Annotated in this window: 15 protein-coding genes; 6 read left to right on the forward strand and 9 right to left on the reverse strand. The window is 73.4% G+C overall.

From position 1 onward, the window contains the following. Positions 1 to 110: 110 nt before the first annotated feature. The 8 genes from ACFUC1_RS04625 to ACFUC1_RS04660 all read right to left on the reverse strand — a co-directional run bounded on the left by ACFUC1_RS04625 (position 111) and on the right by ACFUC1_RS04660 (position 9,250). The gene (locus tag ACFUC1_RS04625) at positions 111 to 863 is read right to left on the reverse strand and encodes a helix-turn-helix transcriptional regulator (protein WP_379117088.1); all 753 of its coding nucleotides are present in this window, start codon (positions 861 to 863) and stop codon (positions 111 to 113) included. A 233-nt stretch (positions 864 to 1,096) separates the two neighbouring features. Next, entirely contained in the window at positions 1,097 to 2,671 is a 1,575-nt protein-coding gene (locus ACFUC1_RS04630) for a dihydrolipoamide acetyltransferase family protein (RefSeq protein WP_379117090.1), read from the reverse strand. 17 nt (positions 2,672 to 2,688) lie between these two features. Next, positions 2,689 to 3,663, reverse strand: a complete 975-nt coding sequence (locus tag ACFUC1_RS04635) for an alpha-ketoacid dehydrogenase subunit beta (protein ID WP_379117092.1) — start codon at positions 3,661 to 3,663, stop codon at positions 2,689 to 2,691. Further along, entirely contained in the window at positions 3,663 to 4,862 is a 1,200-nt protein-coding gene (gene pdhA / locus ACFUC1_RS04640) for a pyruvate dehydrogenase (acetyl-transferring) E1 component subunit alpha (RefSeq protein WP_379117094.1), read from the reverse strand. The genes ACFUC1_RS04635 and pdhA overlap by 1 nt, the downstream gene beginning before the upstream one ends. A 207-nt stretch (positions 4,863 to 5,069) precedes the next feature. Next, positions 5,070 to 6,548: a lytic murein transglycosylase gene (locus ACFUC1_RS04645; RefSeq protein WP_379117096.1), complete on the reverse strand. Its 1,479-nt coding sequence runs from the start codon at positions 6,546 to 6,548 to the stop codon at positions 5,070 to 5,072. A 116-nt stretch (positions 6,549 to 6,664) separates the two neighbouring features. Next, complete coding sequence (mgrA, locus tag ACFUC1_RS04650) at positions 6,665 to 7,711, reverse strand: L-glyceraldehyde 3-phosphate reductase (RefSeq protein ID WP_379117098.1); 1,047 nt, start codon at positions 7,709 to 7,711, stop codon at positions 6,665 to 6,667. A 10-nt stretch (positions 7,712 to 7,721) separates the two neighbouring features. After that, on the reverse strand, positions 7,722 to 8,831 hold the full coding sequence (gene hisC, locus ACFUC1_RS04655; protein ID WP_379117100.1) for a histidinol-phosphate transaminase: 1,110 nt from the start codon (positions 8,829 to 8,831) through the stop codon (positions 7,722 to 7,724). A gap of 38 nt (positions 8,832 to 8,869) precedes the next feature. Further along, on the reverse strand, positions 8,870 to 9,250 hold the full coding sequence (locus ACFUC1_RS04660) for a phage holin family protein (protein WP_310152456.1): 381 nt from the start codon (positions 9,248 to 9,250) through the stop codon (positions 8,870 to 8,872). Between the two features lie 97 nt (positions 9,251 to 9,347). Here ACFUC1_RS04660 and paaI point away from each other — a divergent pair, with 97 nt between their 5' ends. After that, on the forward strand, positions 9,348 to 9,770 hold the full coding sequence (gene paaI / locus ACFUC1_RS04665; RefSeq protein ID WP_379117102.1) for a hydroxyphenylacetyl-CoA thioesterase PaaI: 423 nt from the start codon (positions 9,348 to 9,350) through the stop codon (positions 9,768 to 9,770). Positions 9,771 to 9,873: 103 nt separating this feature from the next. Continuing rightward, positions 9,874 to 10,890: a UDP-glucose 4-epimerase GalE gene (gene galE / locus ACFUC1_RS04670; protein WP_379117104.1), complete on the forward strand. Its 1,017-nt coding sequence runs from the start codon at positions 9,874 to 9,876 to the stop codon at positions 10,888 to 10,890. On the opposite strand, the gene ACFUC1_RS04675 is transcribed toward galE, so the two are convergent. Next, a complete protein-coding gene (locus ACFUC1_RS04675) occupies positions 10,878 to 11,669 on the reverse strand; it encodes a gamma-glutamyl-gamma-aminobutyrate hydrolase family protein (RefSeq protein ID WP_379117106.1) in 792 nt (263 codons plus the stop codon). The genes galE and ACFUC1_RS04675 overlap by 13 nt on opposite strands. A 166-nt stretch (positions 11,670 to 11,835) precedes the next feature. Between ACFUC1_RS04675 and ACFUC1_RS04680 the strand changes: the two genes are divergently transcribed. The 4 genes from ACFUC1_RS04680 to cydC are packed head-to-tail and all read left to right on the forward strand — an operon-like array spanning position 11,836 to position 17,621. Then, positions 11,836 to 13,266: a cytochrome ubiquinol oxidase subunit I gene (locus ACFUC1_RS04680; RefSeq protein ID WP_379117108.1), complete on the forward strand. Its 1,431-nt coding sequence runs from the start codon at positions 11,836 to 11,838 to the stop codon at positions 13,264 to 13,266. A 28-nt stretch (positions 13,267 to 13,294) separates the two neighbouring features. Beyond that, on the forward strand, positions 13,295 to 14,320 hold the full coding sequence (gene cydB / locus ACFUC1_RS04685) for a cytochrome d ubiquinol oxidase subunit II (protein ID WP_379117110.1): 1,026 nt from the start codon (positions 13,295 to 13,297) through the stop codon (positions 14,318 to 14,320). Positions 14,321 to 14,334: 14 nt separating this feature from the next. Next, positions 14,335 to 15,981, forward strand: coding sequence for a thiol reductant ABC exporter subunit CydD (cydD, locus tag ACFUC1_RS04690; protein ID WP_379117211.1), 1,647 nt, complete (start codon positions 14,335 to 14,337; stop codon positions 15,979 to 15,981). Further along, entirely contained in the window at positions 15,978 to 17,621 is a 1,644-nt protein-coding gene (gene cydC, locus ACFUC1_RS04695) for a thiol reductant ABC exporter subunit CydC (protein WP_379117112.1), read from the forward strand. Before cydD ends, cydC begins: the two co-directional genes overlap by 4 nt. Positions 17,622 to 17,625 lie beyond the last annotated feature (4 nt).

Consider the following 17,625-nt stretch of genomic DNA (forward strand, 5'->3'; position numbering starts at 1 on the left):
GGCCCCTGCCGGCCCCGCTCGACGAAGTGAACCGGCGGCCCGCCTCGACGTCGCCCGCCCTGCAGGAACCTGCAAGCGGGACGGTCGACGCGGCTCCGGACGTCCGGGGGTCAGCCCCTGCGCACCGCGGTGGCCAGGCGGTGGGCCACGGCGAAGCGCGAGTGCGCCCCCACCCGCTCCATGATCTGGGCGACGTCGCCGCGCACGGTCCGGACGCTGCACCCCAGGTGCCGGGCGACGGCCTCGTCGGTGAGGTCCTGGCGCAGGAGCGTCACGATGCGCTGCTGGCGCACCGTCAGGCCGTCACCGCCCCCGGGCGCCGGGGGCACGGGCACCGAGGTCTCCCGCACCGCGCGCCAGTAGGCCCAGGCAGCCGTCACCGTCCGGGGCTCGTCGACCGCCATCAGGGTCGGCCGGCCACCGAGGGTGGGTCCCTGCAGCACGACCTCGCTCCCGTCGACGATCTTCATCTGCAGGGGGACGAACGCGAGCCGGTACGAGGGGTCCTGCTCGGACCGCAGGACGTCCAGGGTCTGCTCGCCCACGCGGTCGTGGTCGAAGAGGGTCTCGGCTCGCAGGCCCTGGGAAACCAGGTGCCGCTGGTGCGGCAGCGAGGCACGCAGGAAGGGTGCGCTCACGGCGCAGGTGGCGCTCAGCAGGACCGTCCACCGCGTGGAGTCGCCGTAGAGACCCGCATCGAGGTCCCCGTGGGCGATGATCCGGCCGCCATCACACGGGCCCCCCGACAGCCGCCGCGCCCAGTCGCCACGACACGTCTGCAGCCGGGCGGCGGCGTCGAGCACGGCCTGCTGCTGGTCGGCGCTGAACGGCCGCGGGGTCACCGGCAGCACTGGCATCGTCATCTCGGTCCCCCCTGTGTCGACGACCAGCCGACCGTACCTGCCCCGCGCGGCCCCAAGCCCGCAGCGGGCCGCAGGCTTGGACGAATCTTGGGCAACCGCATACGCCGCGCCGTGGGACGGGCCCGTGGGACGCCCTCGACCGTCTCCGGCGCCCCGGGGCCACCGAACGCGCAGGCTCCGCGCACCCGGAGGTGCGCGGAGCCTGCGGAGGGTGGGCGGGTCGCCCCCTGGCGTCAGCCCCAGACGAGCCCGCGGGCCGGGTCGGCGAGGATCGCGCCGACGTCGGCGAGGAACTTGCTGCCGAGCTCGCCGTCGACGAGCCGGTGGTCGAACGACAGGGCCAGCTGGGTGACCCAGCGCGGCTCGATCGTCTCTGTGCCGTCCTTGGCCGTGACGACCCACGGCTGGCGGCGGATGGCGCCGAACGCCAGGATCGCGGACTCCCCGGGGTTGATGATCGGCGTGCCGGTGTCGACGCCGAAGACGCCGACGTTCGTGATCGTGATCGTCCCGCCCGACATCTCGGCCGGCTGGGTGCGTCCCTCGCGCGCGGTGGCGGTGAGGGCACCGATCGCCTCGGCCAGCTGCCGCATCGACATCTGGTCGGCGTCCTTGATGTTCGGGACGATCAGGCCCCGCGGCGTCGCGGCGGCGATGCCCAGGTTGACGTAGTGCTTGACCACGATCTCCTGCGCGGCCTCGTCCCACGTCGCGTTGATCTCCGGGTGGCGCCGGATCGCGATCGCCATCGCCTTGGCCAGCACCAGCAGCGGCGTGACCTTGACGTCCTTGAACTCGCGGTCCTTCTTGAGCCGCTCGACGAGCTCCATCGTGGCGGTCGCGTCGACGGTGACCCACTCGGTGACGTGCGGCGCGGTGAACGCGCTACCCACCATGGCCTGCGCGGTCATCTTGCGGACGCCCTTGATCGGGATGCGCGTCTCCCGCTCGCCCGTGCGGGCGAACACCGGAGCCGTGTATGCCGCCCGGCCGGCTTCCGCCGCTGCCGCGCCGGCCTCGCTGCCGCCACCTGCAGCGGGAGCGGCGCCCGTGGCCGGGACACCGGTCGCGGCGCCCGAGGCGTGCGCCTCGACGTCGGCGCGGGTGATGATCCCCCCGTCGCCCGACCCCATGACGGAGGCCAGGTCGACGCCGAGGTCCTTGGCGTACTTGCGCACCGGCGGCTTGGCGAGCGCGCGGGCGCCACCCGCCCGGGCAGCGGGCACCGCAGCCGTCGAGACCGCGGCAGCCGGGGCGGCCGGGGACGCGGTGGGCACGGCCGCCGCAGGGGCGGTCGTGCCGTCGGCCGGCGCGGGAGCGCCTGCGCCCGGCTTGCGCGGGCGACGCTTGGCCTCGGTCTGCTTGACGCCGTAGCCGACGAGGACGGCCGTGCGACCGGTGGACGTCGTCCCGCCGATCTTGCCCTCCTCGATCTGCTCCTCCTCGGCGTGCGTGGCGGCGACCTCGGCGGCGAGCTTCGGGGCGGGGCTGCCCTCGAGGCCCGGCTCGACCGGGCCCTCGGCGGGTGCGTCATGCACCGACGTCGGGGCACCGGCACCGGCGCCGCCGGCGGTGTCGACGGCGATGATCGGCGTGCCGACCTCGACGGTCGACCCCTCGTCGACGAGCAGGGCGGTGACCGTGCCGGCGAACGGCACGGGCAGCTCGACCAGGGACTTGGCGGTCTCGATCTCGACGACGATGTCGTTGACCTTGACCGTGTCGCCGACCTTGACGTTCCAGGTGACGATCTCGGCCTCGGTCAGGCCCTCACCCGGGTCGGGAAGCTTGAACTCACGAACGGACATGGGTGTGCGCGCCCCTCTCAGAAGGCCAGCGAGCGGTCGACGGCGTCGAGCACCCGGTCGAGGTCGGGGAGGAACTCCTCCTCGAGCTTGCTGGGCGGGTACGGCAGGTTGTAGCCGCCCACCCGCATCACCGGGGCCTCGAGGGAGTAGAAGCACTCCTGCTGCAGGGTCGCGGCGATCTCCGCGCCCATGCCGAGGAAGGTCGACGCCTCGTGCACGACGACGGCCCGGCCGGTCTTGCGGACCGACTCGGTCAGCGCGGGGACGTCCAGCGGCGACAGGGAGCGCAGGTCGATGACCTCGAGGTCCTTGCCCTCCGCCGCGGCGGCCTCGGCGGCCTGCAGGCAGGTCTTGACCATGGGGCCGTACGCGATGAGCGTCGCGTCGGTGCCCTCGCGGACGACGTTGGCGCGCAGCAGGTCGCGGGGCGCGCCGTCCTCGGCCACCTCGCCCTTGTCCCAGTACCGGCGCTTGGGCTCGTAGAAGAGCACCGGGTCGTCGGTCTCGATCGCCTGCTGGATCATCCAGTAGGCGTCCTCGGCGTTCGAGCAGCAGACGACCTTCAGGCCCGCGGTGTGCGCGAAGTACGCCTCGTTGGACTCGGAGTGGTGCTCGACGGCACCGATGCCGCCGCCGACGGGGATGCGGATGACCATCGGCAGCTTGACCTTGCCCAGCGAGCGGGCGCGCATCTTGGCGACCTGGCTGACGATGTGGTCGAACGCCGGGTAGACGAAGCCGTCGAACTGGATCTCCACGACGGGCCGGTAGCCGCGCAGCGCCATGCCGATCGCGGTGCCGACGATGCCGGCCTCGGCGAGCGGGGTGTCGATGACCCGGTCCTCGCCGAAGTCCTTCTGCAGGCCCTCGGTGACGCGGAAGACGCCGCCGAGCTTGCCGATGTCCTCTCCCATGAGGACGACCTTGGGGTCGCGCTCCATGGCAGCGCGCAGGCCCGAGTTGATGCCCTTGGCGATGGTCATGGTCCCCATCAGTGACCTCCCTCCTCGGCGAAGCCGGCGTGGTAGGCGGCGAACTCCTTGCGCTCGGCCTCGACGACCGGGTGCGGCTCGACGTAGATGTGGTCGAACATCGAGTCGCCGGTGGGGTCGGGCATCGACAGGCAGCCCTCGCGGACGTGGGCGGCGAGCTCGTCGGCCTCGCGGTCGACCTCGTCGAAGAACGCCTGGTCGGCCTTCTTCTCGTGCACGAGGTAGGACTTGAGCCGCTCGATCGGGTCACGGTGCTTCCACACCTCGACCTCGGCGGAGACGCGGTACTTGGTGGGGTCGTCCGAGGTCGTGTGGGCCCCCATGCGGTACGTGAACGCCTCGATGAAGGTGGGGCCCTGGCCGGTGCGGGCGGCGTTGAGCGCCTGCTTGGTCACGGCATACACGGCGAGCACGTCGTTGCCGTCCACCCGGACGCCGGGGAAGCCGAAGCCGCGCGCCCGCTGGTAGAGCGGGATGCGGGTCTGGCGCTCGTTCGGCTCGGAGATGGCCCACTGGTTGTTCTGGCAGAAGAAGACCACCGGAGCGTTGTTGACGGCCGCGTAGACGAACGACTCGTTGACGTCGCCCTGCGCGGTCGCGCCGTCGCCGAAGTAGGCGATCACGGCCGCGTCGCGGTCCTCGTCACCGGTGCCGACCGCGCCGTCGCGCTGGATGCCCATGGCGTACCCGGTCGCGTGCAGGGTCTGCGCGCCGATGACGATCGTGTAGAGGTGGAAGTTCTTCTCGTTCGGGTCCCAGCCGCCGTGGTTGACGCCGCGGAAGAGGCCGAGGAGGTTGAGCGGGTCGACCCCGCGGCACCAGGCGACGCCGTGCTCGCGGTAGGTCGGGAAGGCGTAGTCCTGCGGGCGCAGGGCGCGACCGGAGCCGACCTGGGCGGCCTCCTGGCCGAGCAGCGAGGCCCAGATGCCCAGCTCGCCCTGGCGCTGGAGCGCGGTCGCCTCGGCGTCGACCCGGCGGATGAGGACCAGGTCACGGTAGAAGCCGCGCAGCTCCTCCTCGCCGAGGTCCTTGACGTACTCGTCGTACTCGGTGTTCTCCACGCGCTGCCCCTCGGGGGTGAGCAGCTGGACCATCTCGGGCCCGCCGTCACCCACCTCGGGCACGGGTGCGGTCAGCTCGGCGATCACGTCGCCCTCATGGTCGACGCTGGTGGCGTCGGCGACAGCGTTGTCGCTCACAGGCACTCCTTCTTCACCCTGGCGGGGTCCCCGCCGGTGTCTGGCGGCATGGTGGTGTGGCACTGCTTGTGGCGGCGCTCACATGTGGCCCTTGCACGGGCCAAGATATCCGCAGCAGCAGAGAATCTCAGAATCCGGGACGGGACAGCGCTTCGGCGCCGCCCATGGGAGGTGACTGCGGGCCGGAGGGGGCGGTCGGCCCGCCGGTCAGCCTGCTGACGAGGCGCCCGCCCGGCCCAGCAGGGTCGCCTCGGCGGCGGTGGCGGACGAGGTCGACGGGACCGGCGTCGGCGCGGTGTCGGCCGTCGTGGTGCACGAGGCGGTCGGGGTCGTCGACGTGGTCCCCGAGGGGGACGTCGGGCTGGGCGTGCCCGAGGTGGCCGTGCCGGTGGCCGACCCGGACGGGCACGCCGGTGTGGTCGCGGACGGGCTGCTCGTCCCGGTCGTCCCGGTGGTCCCGCTCGTCGAGGTCGTGGGGGTCGTCGAGGTCGTGGGGGCCGTCGTCGGGCCGGTACCCGCGGGCGTCGTCGCGGTGGTGGTCGTCGAGGTGCCCGTGGTCGGCGAGGAGCCCGCCGTCGGCGGGGAGCCCGCGGTCGTGGAGGTGGCCGTGGTCGTCGGGCTGCCGGTCCCGGTGCGGGTCGCCGCCGGCGTGCCGGCCGCCGCCGCGCTGCCGGCCACCGTGGTCGGGCTGGTCGCCGGGCGGGAGGTCGTGGCCGGCCGCACGGCCGTCGACGCGGACGCCGGGGCGGCCGTCGTCGCCGGGACGGACGGGGGACCCACGACGAGCGCCGCGGGCACGGCCGTGCCGGTCCCGACCAGCGTCGTGCCGAGCGCGTCCGGGGTCATGCGGGGCACGAGGGCCAGGACGGTGGCCAGGTAGGAGGCCGAGTGGTTGTAGGACAGGATCGCGGCCTGCAGGTCCGCCGGCTGCGAGAGGTCCCGGCCGCCGGCGCACAGGTAGTCGGCGGCGGAGAGCGAGGCGTCCTCGATCTCCTGCGGGTCGGCCACGCCGTCACCGTTCGCGTCGACGCCCCAGCGGGCCCACGTGGAGGGGATGAACTGCATCGGGCCGACGGCGCGGTCCCACACCGGGTCTCCGTCCCACCGCCCGTGGTCGGTGTCGGGGATGCGCGCGTACCCGTTGCCGTCGAGCACGGGACCGAGGACGGGCGGCACGGCGCGGTGGTGGGAGTCGAGGGTGCGTCCGGCCAAGGAGCCGGACTCGACCTGGCCGATGGCTGCCAGGAGCCTGGGGTCGAGGTGGCACGACACCGGGACGGCGCCGGCCGCCGAGCGGTAGGCGGCCCACAGGTCTGCGCCGACGCCGACGGCAGTTCCCTGACCCCCGGACGGCTCCACCAGCACGACCGGGGAGAGAGGCAGCACGACCGGTGAGGGAGCGACCGGGAGTGCCGTGCCCGGGCCGACTGCCACGGCAGGGCGTGGGCCTGTCTCCTGCTGCCAGCCGGGGACCTGGCGTGCGGACGCGGCGCCTGACCTGCCCGGGTCGCCGGACGAGCCCGCCGCACCGGCCTCCCGGCCGGTCGGGGCCGAGGCCGCCCCCACCAGGAGGGCCAGCAGCACGAGCGTGGGCCCGGGGCGCAGCAGCCTGCGCAGCGAGGGCACGCTCAGCACGCGGGGGGCAGCCGGTCCGCCGAGCTGCTGCACGTCCTGCGTCGAGGTCACGTCACACTCCCACGCCGTCGAAACTGACCACGGTCGTCGTTCGACCATGCCCCGGGGCGGCGCGGGTCAGACACCCGCCGATGACGTAGACGAGGCGTGCGGGCAGCCCGGCCCGGTCAGCTGAGCTGGGACTGGGTGCGCCAGAGGTCGATGCCCGCCTCGACGGCGTCGCGGTCGATCTCCTCGAGCTCGGCGTCGCTGAACCGTAGGTTCGCCACGGCCGCGGCCGAGTCCTCGAGCTGGGCCACGCTGGACGCGCCGATGAGCACCGAGGTGACCCGCTCGTCGCGCAGCACCCACGACAGCGCCATCTGCGCGAGGGACTGCCCGCGCTCCTGGGCGAGGTCGTTGAGCCTGCGGACGTGGGCCAGCGCCTCGTCGCTGAGCAGGTCGGGCGACAGCGACTTGCCCTGGCTGGCGCGGGACCCCTCGGGGATGCCGCCGAGGTACTTGTCCGTGAGCATGCCCTGCGCCAGCGGGCTGAACGCGATGCAGCCGACCCCGCGCTCGCCGAGGGTGTCGAGCAGGCCGCCCTCGACCCAGCGGTTGAGCATCGAGTAGCTGGGCTGGTGGATGGTCAGCGGGACGCCCATGTCGCGCAGCAGGTCCGCCGCCTGGGCGGTGAGCTCCGGGCCGTAGCTGGAGATGCCGGCATACAGCGCCTTGCCCTGCTGGACGATCGAGGCGAGCGCCCCCATCGTCTCCTCGAGCGGGGTGTCGGGGTCGGGGCGGTGGCTGTAGAAGATGTCGACGTAGTCGAGGCCGGTGCGCTTGAGGGTCTGGTCGAGGCTGGCGACGAGGTACTTGCGCGAGCCGCCGTCGCCGTAGGGGCCGGGCCACATGTCCCAGCCGGCCTTGGAGGAGATGACCAGCTCGTCGCGGTACGGGCGGAAGTCGTCGCGCAGGTGGCGGCCGAAGTTGGTCTCGGCGGCGCCGTAGGGCGGCCCGTAGTTGTTGGCCAGGTCGAAGTGGGTGATCCCGATGTCGAAGGCCCGGCGCAGGATGGCGCGCTGGGTCTCGAACGGCTTGTCGTCGCCGAAGTTGTGCCACAGGCCGAGGCTGACCGCGGGCAGCCGCAGGCCCGACTGGCCGACCTTGCGGTACGGCATGGGGCCGTAGCGGTCGGGGGAGGCGAGGTACGGGGGGAGCCAGGTGTCGACCATGGCCCCCACCCTAGGAGGCGGGGTGGTCCGTGAGGAACTGGCCCGCGACCTCGATGAGGGCGTCGTTGGCCTCGGTCTCGCCGATGGTGGCGCGCACGCCGTCGGTGCCGTACGGGCGGACGGTGAGCCCGGCCTCCTGGGCGGCCTGGGCGAAGTCGGCCGAGCGGTCGCCGAGGGCGAACCAGACGAAGTTGGCCTCGGTGTCGGGGATGAACCAGCCCTGACCGCGCAGCGCCGCGACGACCCGGGTGCGCTCGGCGACGAGCGCGTCGACCCGCTCCTTGAGCTCGTCGAACGCGCCGAGGGAGGCGACGGCCGCCGCCTGGGCGAGGGAGTTCACGCCGAACGGCACGGCCGTCTTGCGCAGCGCGCCCGCCACCGGCTCGTGCGCCACGGCATACCCGACGCGCAGGCCGGCCAGGCCGTACGCCTTGGAGAACGTGCGCAGGACCATGACGTTGGGGTGGTCGCGGTAGAGCTCGAGGCTGCGGGGCGCGTCCTCGCCCGTGACGAACTCGACGTAGGCCTCGTCGATGACGACGAGGACGGTGCGCGGCACGGACTCGACGAACGCCGCCAGCTCGGTGTGCGTGACCATCGTGCCGGTGGGGTTGTTCGGGGTGCAGACGATGACGACCTTGGTGCGGTCCGTGATCGCCGCGCGCATCGCGTCGAGCCGGTGGCGGGCGTGGTCGTCCAGGCCCACCTGGACCGACTTCGCGCCGGCGAGCGCGGTGACGATGGGGTAGGCCTCGAACGAGCGCCAGGCGTAGACGACCTCGTCGCCGGGGTCGCAGGTGGCCTGGATGACCTGGCCGAGGACGCCGACCGAGCCGGTGCCGGTGGCGACGTGCTCGACCGGGACGCCGAGCCGGTCGGCGATCGCCTGGGAGAGCTCGCCGACAGCCATGTCGGGGTACCGGTTGATCGAGCCAGCTGCCTCGCGCACGACCTCGAGGACCGACGGCAGCGGCGGGTACGGGTTCTCGTTGGACGAGATCTTGTATGCCGTGACGCCCTCGCGGGCGGCGGCCGGCTTGCCGGGGACGTACGCGGGCACCTGGTCGAGGGCGTCGCGAAGGCGGACGCCGCCGTCTGCGGCCGAGGAGCTGGAGGTCATGGCGTCACTGTATGCGGCGCGGCGCCGGGAGGAGGGGGTCAGTCGTCGTCGTCGGGGAGGACCCAGCCGAGGACCATCGAGACGATGGTGATGACCAGGGCGCCGAGGATCGCGTCCCACCAGAAGTGGTCGATGACGAACGACAGCCCCAGCGGCCCGGAGACCCACTCGGTGAGCTGCAGCATGAACGCGTTCACGACGAAGGTGAACAGCCCCAGCGTCAGCACGATGAGGGGGAAGCTGAAGAACTTGGCGACCGGCTTGACGATGGCGTTGATGAGGCCGAAGACGAGCGCGACCAGCAGGACGGTCGCGAACTTGGACCCGAACTTGCCCTCGCCGAACGAGATGCCCGGCACGAGCCACGCGGCGACCCACAGCGCGACGGCGTTCACCGCGATCTTGATCAGGAAGTTCATGGGCCGATCGTGCCAGAGGGAGGCGACGGAGGGAGGTCCCCGCCTGCTGACCGCGCGGCGGCGGGTCGGCGCCCGACGCGTGCGCGACGATGGCGACATGACCGATGGCGCACCGACCGGGCCCGACCTCACCCACGTCCGCCGCATGTGGGCGGACGACCGCGCCAGCCGCGGCCTGGGCATGCAGGCCCTCACGATCGAGCCCGACCACGCCGTCGTCTCCATGGCCGTGACCGAGGCGATGGTCAACGGCCACGACATCGCGCACGGCGGCTTCATCTTCACCCTGGCCGACTCGACGTTCGCCCTCGTCTGCAACTCCGGCGGCCGGCTGACCGTCGCGGCCGGCGCCGACATCACCTTCGTCACCTCTGCCCGGCTCGGTGACGTCCTCGTGGCCGAGGGCCGCACCCGGGCCGCCTACGGCCGCAGCGGGCTCACCGACGTGACGGTGACCCGCGAGTCCGACGGCGCGGTCGTGGCCGAGTTCCGCGGCCGGTCCCGCTCGCTGCGGGGCTGACAGCGCTGCGCCGGGCCCGGACCGTCGTCGGGGCCCGTGGTCGACCGGCACGCTCGCGTATGCCGCGTGGCCCTGCACGGGCCGCGCGGCATACGGTTGGGCCATGCGCGTCCTCGTCACCGGCGGTTCCGGCTACATCGGCTCCCACACCGTCGTCCAGCTCGCCGCCGCCGGCCACGAGGTGGTCGTCGTCGACAGCTTCGCGAACTCCAAGCCGACGGTCGTGCCGCGGCTCGAGGCGCTCATCGGCGGCCCGCTCGAGGTGCACGCGTTCGACCTGACCGACCGGGACAAGACCGAGTCGCTGTTCGCCGAGCGGCAGTTCGACGCGGTGATCCACTTCGCCGGGCTGAAGGCCGTCGGTGAGAGCGTCGAGGTGCCGCTGGAGTACTACCAGAACAACCTCGACTCGACCTTCGCCCTCGTCCGCGCCATGCAGCGGCACGGGTGCTTCAAGCTCGTCTTCTCCTCCTCGGCGACCGTCTACGGCGACAAGGCCGAGCCGCCGTTCACCGAGGACCTGCCGACCGCGGCGACCAACCCGTACGGCTGGACCAAGGTCATGCAGGAGCAGATCCTGCGCGACGTCGCCCGCACCGACGAGCGCTGGCGGATCGCCCTGCTGCGCTACTTCAACCCGGTCGGCGCGCACGCCTCGGGCACGATCGGCGAGGACCCGTCCGGTATCCCCAACAACCTCATGCCCTACATCGCCCAGGTCGCGGTCGGGAAGCTCGAGAAGCTGCGGGTGTTCGGCGACGACTACCCGACCCCTGACGGCACCGCGCTGCGCGACTACATCCACGTCGAGGACCTCGCGGCCGGGCACATCTCCGCCCTCACCCGGCTGGGCGCCACCGACGAGCGGGTCTGCACCTGGAACCTCGGCACCGGCCACGGCACGAGCGTCCTGGAGGTGCTGCACGCCTTCGAGAAGGCCTGCGGCCACGAGCTGCCGCACGAGGTCGTCGGCCGCCGGGCGGGCGACATCGCCGCCTCGTTCGCCGACCCCTCCCGCGCCGAGGCCGAGCTGGGCTGGAAGGCGACGCGGACGATCGAGGACATGTGCGCCGACCAGTGGCACTGGCAGCGGGAGAACCCCCTCGGCTACCCCGACTGACCGGGCCCCGGGCGGAGCCGTGACGTCGCGCCGCCCCGGCTGACGGGTCGGGCGGGTCGGCCCGACCGGCCGGTCGGCCCCTGGCGCGTGGCGCGCACGACCCAGTCGAACAGCGCCTGCTGGTGCGGGACGCGGTCGGCGTCCACCTCGGGGTGCCACTGCACCGCGAGGACCGTCCCGTCGGCCGACTCGAACGCCTCGACACAGCCGTCAGGCGTGGTCGCCGACAGGACCATGCCGTCGGCGAGCCGGTCGCAGGCCTGGTGGTGGTTCGACCAGCCGGCGCGGGCGCCGGGGCCGACGACCGACTCGAGCAGGGTGCCCGGGACGACGTCGACGTCGTGCGGGTTGTTGGCGTGCGCCACCGACGTCTCGTCGTAGTGCTGGTGGATCGTGCCGCCCAGCACGACGTTGAGGACCTGCATGCCGCGGCAGATCGCCAGCACCGGCAGGCCGGCGGCGAGCGCGGCCCGCGTGACCGTGACGTCCGCGGCGTCCTGCTCCGGCACCGGGTGCACCTCGCGCGGGTGCACCTCGGTCACCCCGAACGGCCTCAGGTCGAGGTCGTCCCCGCCCTGCAGGACGACGGCGTCCGACACTGCCACGAGCGCCTCGGCCCGCTCGGTCGTGTCGGGCCACGCCAGCACCGGCTCGCCGCCGGCGCGGGCGATCGCGTCCACGAGCGTCCGGGGCGCGAAGACACCGGGCCGCTCGCGGCCGTCGATGACGCCCGCCCACCGGGCGGGGACGAGGACGAGCGGGCGGCGGGCACGCGGCATACCGGCGACCCTAGCCAGCCGCGGCACCGGCGGTGCCGCAGGTCACAGCCGCCCGGGACCTTCGGCCCTGCCGAAGCATCTACGACGAGGCGTAGTATTTACTACGGAGCGTAGTAGCACGGCTCCAGCGCAGTCGCTTCCGACCCCACGACCTCCGGAGAGTCCGATGGACAACCTCGACCTGGCGCGGTGGCAGTTCGCCATCACGACCGTCTACCACTTCCTGTTCGTGCCCATCACGATCGGGCTCTCCGCCCTCGTGGCGTGGTACCACACGGCGTGGGTCCGCAGGCACCGCCCGGACGACCTGAGGCTGGCCAAGCTGTTCGGCAAGCTCTTCACGATCAACTTCGCGCTCGGGCTGGTCACCGGCATCGTGCAGGAGTTCCAGTTCGGCATGAACTGGTCGGACTACAGCCGCTTCGTCGGCGACATCTTCGGGGCGCCGCTGGCCATCGAGGCCCTGCTCGCGTTCTTCCTCGAGTCGACCTTCCTCGGGCTGTGGATCTTCGGCTGGGGCCGGATCCCCGAGAAGCTGCACGCCGCGACGATGTGGATCGTGCACGTGGGCACGCTGCTGTCGGCGTACTTCATCCTCGCCGCCAACTCGTTCATGCAGCACCCGGTCGGCTACCGGTACAACCCGCAGACCCACCGGGCCGAGCTCACCGACTTCGTCGCGGTCCTGACGAACAAGGTGCAGCTCGTGACGTTCCCGCACGTCGTCACCGCGGCGTACATGGTCGGCGGCGCGATGGTGATGGCCGTGTCCCTGTGGCACCTGCGACGGGCGGACGTCGGCGAGGACGCCCCGATGTACCGACGCTCGACCCGCCTCGGCGCCTGGGTGACCCTGGTCGCCGGCCTCGCGGTCTCGGTCACCGGTGACATCCAGGGCAAGATCATGACCGAGGTCCAGCCCATGAAGATGGCTGCCGCCGAGGCGCTCTACACCTCCTCCTCCGGCAACGCCCCGTTCAGCCTCTTCACCGTCGGGTCGCTCGACGGCAGCCAGGAGAAGTTCTCGATCACCGTCCCCGGACTGCTGAGCTTCCTGGCCACCGGCCGCTTCGACGGCAGCGTCCAGGGCATCAACGACCTCAAGGCGCAGTACGCGACGCAGTTCGCCGGCAACCCGCTCACCGTGGACGCGACCTACGCCCCGAACATCCCCCTGTCGTACTGGGCGTTCCGGCTCATGATCGGCGTCGGCGTCCTGGCGGCGCTCATCGCCGTCGCCACGCTGTGGACCACCCGGCGCGACCGCGTGCCGCGGGCCCGCTGGTGGCACTGGCTCGTCCTCGCCGCGCCGCTGCTCCCGGTGCTGGGCAACAGCTTCGGCTGGATCTTCACCGAGGTCGGCCGCCAGCCCTGGCTCGTCTTCGGCGTGATGACGACCGCGACGGGCGTGTCCCCGTCGGTGTCGGCCGGTGAGGTCGTCACGTCGATGGTCGTCTACACGCTGCTCTACGGGGTGCTGGCCGTCGTCGAGGTCAAGCTCTTCCTCACCTACCTGCGGGCCGGCGCGCCGCCGTTCGAGGAGCCCGCCACGCCCGAGTCCACCGACGAGGACGCCCCGCTGGCGTTCGCGTACTGAGACCCCAACGCAGAGAACGGAATCCGTCATGGAGCTCAGCACCGTCTGGTTCATCCTCATCGCCGTCCTGTGGACCGGCTACTTCGTCCTCGAGGGCTTCGACTTCGGTGTCGGCATGCTGCTGCCGGTCCTCGGCCGCGGCCGCGACGCCGAGGACACCGAGAAGCGCCGCCGCGTCCTGGTCAACACGATCGGCCCGGTCTGGGACGGCAACGAGGTGTGGGTCCTCACGGCCGGTGGCGCGACCTTCGCGGCCTTCCCGCACTGGTACGCCACGATGTTCAGCGCGTTCTACCTGCCGCTGCTGCTCATCCTCGTGGCGCTCATCGTCCGCAACCTCGGGTTCGACTACCGGGGCAAGCGCGACGACGCGCAGTGGCGCCGCCGCTGGGACATCGCCATCGTGGCCGGGTCGGTCGTGCCTGCCCTGCTCTGGGGTGTCGCCCTGACCAACGTCGTGCGCGGCCTGCCGATCGCGGCGAACAAGGAGTTCACGGGCAACCTGTTCACCCTGCTCAACCCGCTGTCGCTGCTCGGCGGCCTGGTGACGCTCGGCCTCTTCCTCACCCACGGCGCCTTCTTCACCGCGCTGAAGACGGCCGGCGACATCCGCCAGGACGCCAGGCGCATCGCGATCCGCACCGGCGCCGTGACCGCGGTCCTCGCCGTGGCGCTGCTCGGGGTGCTCGGGGTCCAGCAGGGCGACGGCTGGTCGTGGGCGACCACCGTGCTGGCAGCAGGCGCGCTCCTGGGTGCGCTGGCAGCCGGCGCCCGGGGCCGTGAGGGGTGGGCGTTCACCGGCACGTTCGTCACCATCGCGATGGCCGTGGCGACGTACTTCCTCCTGCTGTTCCCCGACGTCATGCCGAGCACGACGAACGCCGCGTGGTCCCTGACGACCGCCAACGCCTCGAGCACCGACCGGACGCTGACGATCATGACGTGGGTCGCGGTGGTCTTCACGCCGCTCGTCGTCGCCTACCAGGCGTGGACGTACTGGGTCTTCCGCAAGCGGATCGGCACCCAGCACATCCCAGCGCCGGCGATGCACTGAAGGCCCGGGTGTCGATGCGTCCGTTCGACCCCCAGCTCCTGCGCACGGTCCCCGAGGCCCGGCGGCCCCTCGCCGTCCTCGCGGCGGTCGGCATCGCCTCGGGCGTGGCCACCGTGGCCACCGCGTTCGCCCTGACCGCCGTCGTCGTCGCGGTGGTGAGGGGCACCTCCCTGGCGGAGCCCGCGGCATACCTCGTGGGCCTGTTCGTGGTCCGCGGCCTGCTCGCCCACGCCGGTGAGCGGGTCGCGGCCCGTGCCGGCACGACGGTGAGCTCGGCCCTGCGGCACCGGCTCGTCGCGCGCTGGCTCGGGGCGCCGGTCGAGGCACGACCGGACCCCGCCACCGCCGTCACCCTCGCCACGTCGGGGTCGGCGAGCGTGGAGCCGTATGTCGCGCGCTTCCTCCCCGCGCTCGTCACCGCCGCGGTGGTCCCGGCCCTCGCGGTCGTGGTCATGGTGTTGGTCGACCCGCTCAGCGCGCTCGTCGTGGTGCTGACGCTGCCGCTGCTGCCGGTGTTCGCCGCCCTCATCGGCGCGACGACGCAGGACGCGACCCGGCGGCGGTGGCAGGCCCTCGCCGGGCTGAGCGGGCACTTCCTCGACGTCGTGCGCGGCCTGCCGACCCTGGTGTCCTACGGCCGGGCCGAGCGCCAGGTGGAGGTCGTCGGCGAGGTCAGCCGGCGGCACCGTGTCGCCACGATGGCGACGCTGCGGCTCGCGTTCCTCAGCTCGGCCGCGCTCGAGCTGCTCGCCAGCATCTGCGTGGCGATCGTGGCGGTGTTCGTCGGAATCCGGCTGACCCACGGCACGGTCGACCTGCCCACCGGCCTGCTCGCGATCCTCCTCGCCCCCGAGGCGTACTGGCCGGTGCGCCGGGTGGGCGCCGAGTTCCACAACGCCGCCGACGGTGCGCAGGCCCTCGCAGACGCGACCCGCGAGCTCGCCGGCGACGACCCGCAGGCCGTCCCTGCGGCGACGTCCGGCCGCGCACGCCCCGCGGCGGCCACGCCGCCGACCGCTCCCACGGTGCCGGGCATCTCGGTGCGCGGCCTCACCTACACCCACCCGGGCGCGGACCGCCCGACCCTCACCGGGCTGGACCTCGACGCCGGACCCGGCCTCACCGCGGTCACCGGGCCCTCGGGCATCGGCAAGACGACGCTGCTCGAGCTGCTCGCCGGGCTGCGCACGCCGGACGCCGGGGTCGTCCGGGCGCCCGCGACGCACCTCGTCACGCAGCGGCCCTTCCTCACCGCGGGCACCGTGCGCGAGAACCTCACGCTCGGGACCGGCCCCGAGACCGCGGCCGACGCCGTCTGGTCGGCGCTGCGGGCGGTCGGCCTCGACGGGGTCGTCGCCGCCCTCCCGCAGGGCCTCGACACCCGCCTCGGCGACGACGGGCGCGGCCTGTCCGCAGGCCAGCGAGCCCGCCTCGTCCTGGCCAGGGCGGCGCTCGGCGACGCGCCGGTCGTGCTCCTCGACGAGCCGACGGCACACCTCGACGACGACTCGATGGCTCTGGCGCACAACGCGATCCGCGCACTGGCCGACTCACGCTGCGTCGTCGCCGTGACCCACCGGCCCGAGCTCGTGGCCCTCGCCGACGCCCACGTCCACCTCGGCGCGGAGCGCCCCGAGGCCCACGCGGTGCTCGTCCGATGAGGCTCTTCACCCCCCGCACCGTCGTGGCCGGGGTGCTCGGCGCCGCGGCCCTGTCGTCCGGGGTGGCCCTGACCGCCACCTCGGGCTGGCTCATCGTGCGGGCCAGCGAGCGACCGGTCATCCTCACCCTGCTCACCGCCATCGTGGCGGTGCGCACCTTCGGCATCGCACGCCCGGTCTTCCGGTATGCCGAGCGCCTCCGCTCGCACGACGCCGCGCTCGAGGAGCTGGCCACCGAGCGCACCCGCCTGTATGCCGCGCTGGTGCCGCTGACGCCCGCCCGGCTGGTGCGGCACGGGCGGGCGGCCATGCTGTCGGGGGTCGTCGACGACCTGACCGACCGCGTCGAGGCCCAGGTGCGGGTGGCCGTGCCGTTCGTCGCCACGGCCGTCACCGGCGTCCTCACCGCGGTGCTCTGCTCCGTGGTCGAGCCCTGGGCCGGGGTCGCGGTGGCCGGGCTGCTCGTGGTCGCCGCCGCCACGACCGGGCTCGCCTGGCGGGTCGAGGAGCGGGGCCACAACGACCTGGTCCGGGCGCGCGCCACGGCGACGGCGACCGCGGAGCTCACCGCGAGCCAGGCCCTCGACCTGGCCGCGGTCGGCGCCGGGCCGTCGGCGCTTCGCTGGCTGGGCGAGGCGCACGAGTCGCTCGCCGCCGCGGTTCGGCGGCAGAGCCGTGGCCGGGCCGGCGCCGCCGCGGCGATCCCCGTCGCCACCGCGGTCGCGACGCTCGTGGCCGCCCTCGTCGCCACCGGCAGCGACCGGCCCACCCCGGTGCTGGCCCTCGTGGTGCTGGCGCCGTTCGCCCTCGCCGAGGTGCTCAGCCCGCTGCCGGACGCAGCCCGCGCCCTGGCGAGCGCGCGTGCCGCGGGACGTCGGCTCGACGCCCTGACCGCCGAGGCACCGGCCGTGGCCGCCGCCCTCGCGACCGGCGACGCCACCGATCGGAGCCCGTCCGCAGCGGCGCCCCCGGCCCCGCCCCGCCTACAGCTGCGCGGGGTCACCGCCTCGTGGGACGGGCACCGCCGCGCGGCCGGCCCGGTCGACCTCGACCTCGCACCCGGATCGGTCGTCGCCCTCACCGGCTCGTCGGGCTGCGGCAAGTCGACCGTGCTGGCGGTGCTGGCCCGCCAGCTCGACCCGCAGACGGGCAGCTACACCGTCGACGGCGCCGACGCCCTGGCCCTGCCGCTGGCCGACGTCCGGTCGCTGTTCGCCGTCGTCGACGACGAGCCGCACGTCTTCGCCACCAGCCTGCGCGAGAACCTGCGGCTCGCCCGTCCCGGCGCCACCGACGCGGAGGTGGACTCGGCCCTCGACGCGGCAGGCCTGCGCGAGTGGCGCGCGGGACTGCCCAAGGGCCTCGACACGCAGCTCGGCTCGGGGGGTCGGGGCCTGAGCGGCGGCGAGCGCGCCCGGCTGTCGATCGCCCGCGCGCTGCTGTCCGCGCGGCCCGTGCTGCTGCTCGACGAGCCGGTTGCGCACCTCGACCACCCCACCGCCGTCGCGGTGCTCGAGGACCTCCTGCGCGCCCGCGGCACCCGCACCGTCGTCGTGGTGAGCCACCGGCCCGAGGGCCTCTCGGGTGCGGACGGCATCATTGACCTGGGTGCCCGCGTCCCTGCGGTCACCGGAGGATGAGGTA

This window comes from Pedococcus sp. NPDC057267 (assembly GCF_042668795.1).
Lineage (GTDB): Bacteria > Actinomycetota > Actinomycetes > Actinomycetales > Dermatophilaceae > Pedococcus.

What these genes read in the sequence shown, in the direction of transcription:
- ACFUC1_RS04625 (WP_379117088.1), bottom strand. Translation starts at nt 863, where the DNA reads ATGACGATGCCAGTGCTGCCGGTGACCCCGCGGCCGTTCAGCGCCGAC.
- ACFUC1_RS04630 (WP_379117090.1), bottom strand. Translation starts at nt 2,671, where the DNA reads ATGTCCGTTCGTGAGTTCAAGCTTCCCGACCCGGGTGAGGGCCTGACC.
- ACFUC1_RS04635 (WP_379117092.1), bottom strand. Translation starts at nt 3,663, where the DNA reads ATGGGGACCATGACCATCGCCAAGGGCATCAACTCGGGCCTGCGCGCT.
- mgrA (WP_379117098.1), bottom strand. Translation starts at nt 7,711, where the DNA reads ATGGTCGACACCTGGCTCCCCCCGTACCTCGCCTCCCCCGACCGCTAC.
- hisC (WP_379117100.1), bottom strand. Translation starts at nt 8,831, where the DNA reads ATGACCTCCAGCTCCTCGGCCGCAGACGGCGGCGTCCGCCTTCGCGAC.
- ACFUC1_RS04660 (WP_310152456.1), bottom strand. Translation starts at nt 9,250, where the DNA reads ATGAACTTCCTGATCAAGATCGCGGTGAACGCCGTCGCGCTGTGGGTC.
- paaI (WP_379117102.1), top strand. Translation starts at nt 9,348, where the DNA reads ATGACCGATGGCGCACCGACCGGGCCCGACCTCACCCACGTCCGCCGC.
- galE (WP_379117104.1), top strand. Translation starts at nt 9,874, where the DNA reads ATGCGCGTCCTCGTCACCGGCGGTTCCGGCTACATCGGCTCCCACACC.
- ACFUC1_RS04675 (WP_379117106.1), bottom strand. Translation starts at nt 11,669, where the DNA reads ATGCCGCGTGCCCGCCGCCCGCTCGTCCTCGTCCCCGCCCGGTGGGCG.
- ACFUC1_RS04680 (WP_379117108.1), top strand. Translation starts at nt 11,836, where the DNA reads ATGGACAACCTCGACCTGGCGCGGTGGCAGTTCGCCATCACGACCGTC.
- cydB (WP_379117110.1), top strand. Translation starts at nt 13,295, where the DNA reads ATGGAGCTCAGCACCGTCTGGTTCATCCTCATCGCCGTCCTGTGGACC.
- cydD (WP_379117211.1), top strand. Translation starts at nt 14,335, where the DNA reads ATGCGTCCGTTCGACCCCCAGCTCCTGCGCACGGTCCCCGAGGCCCGG.
- cydC (WP_379117112.1), top strand. Translation starts at nt 15,978, where the DNA reads ATGAGGCTCTTCACCCCCCGCACCGTCGTGGCCGGGGTGCTCGGCGCC.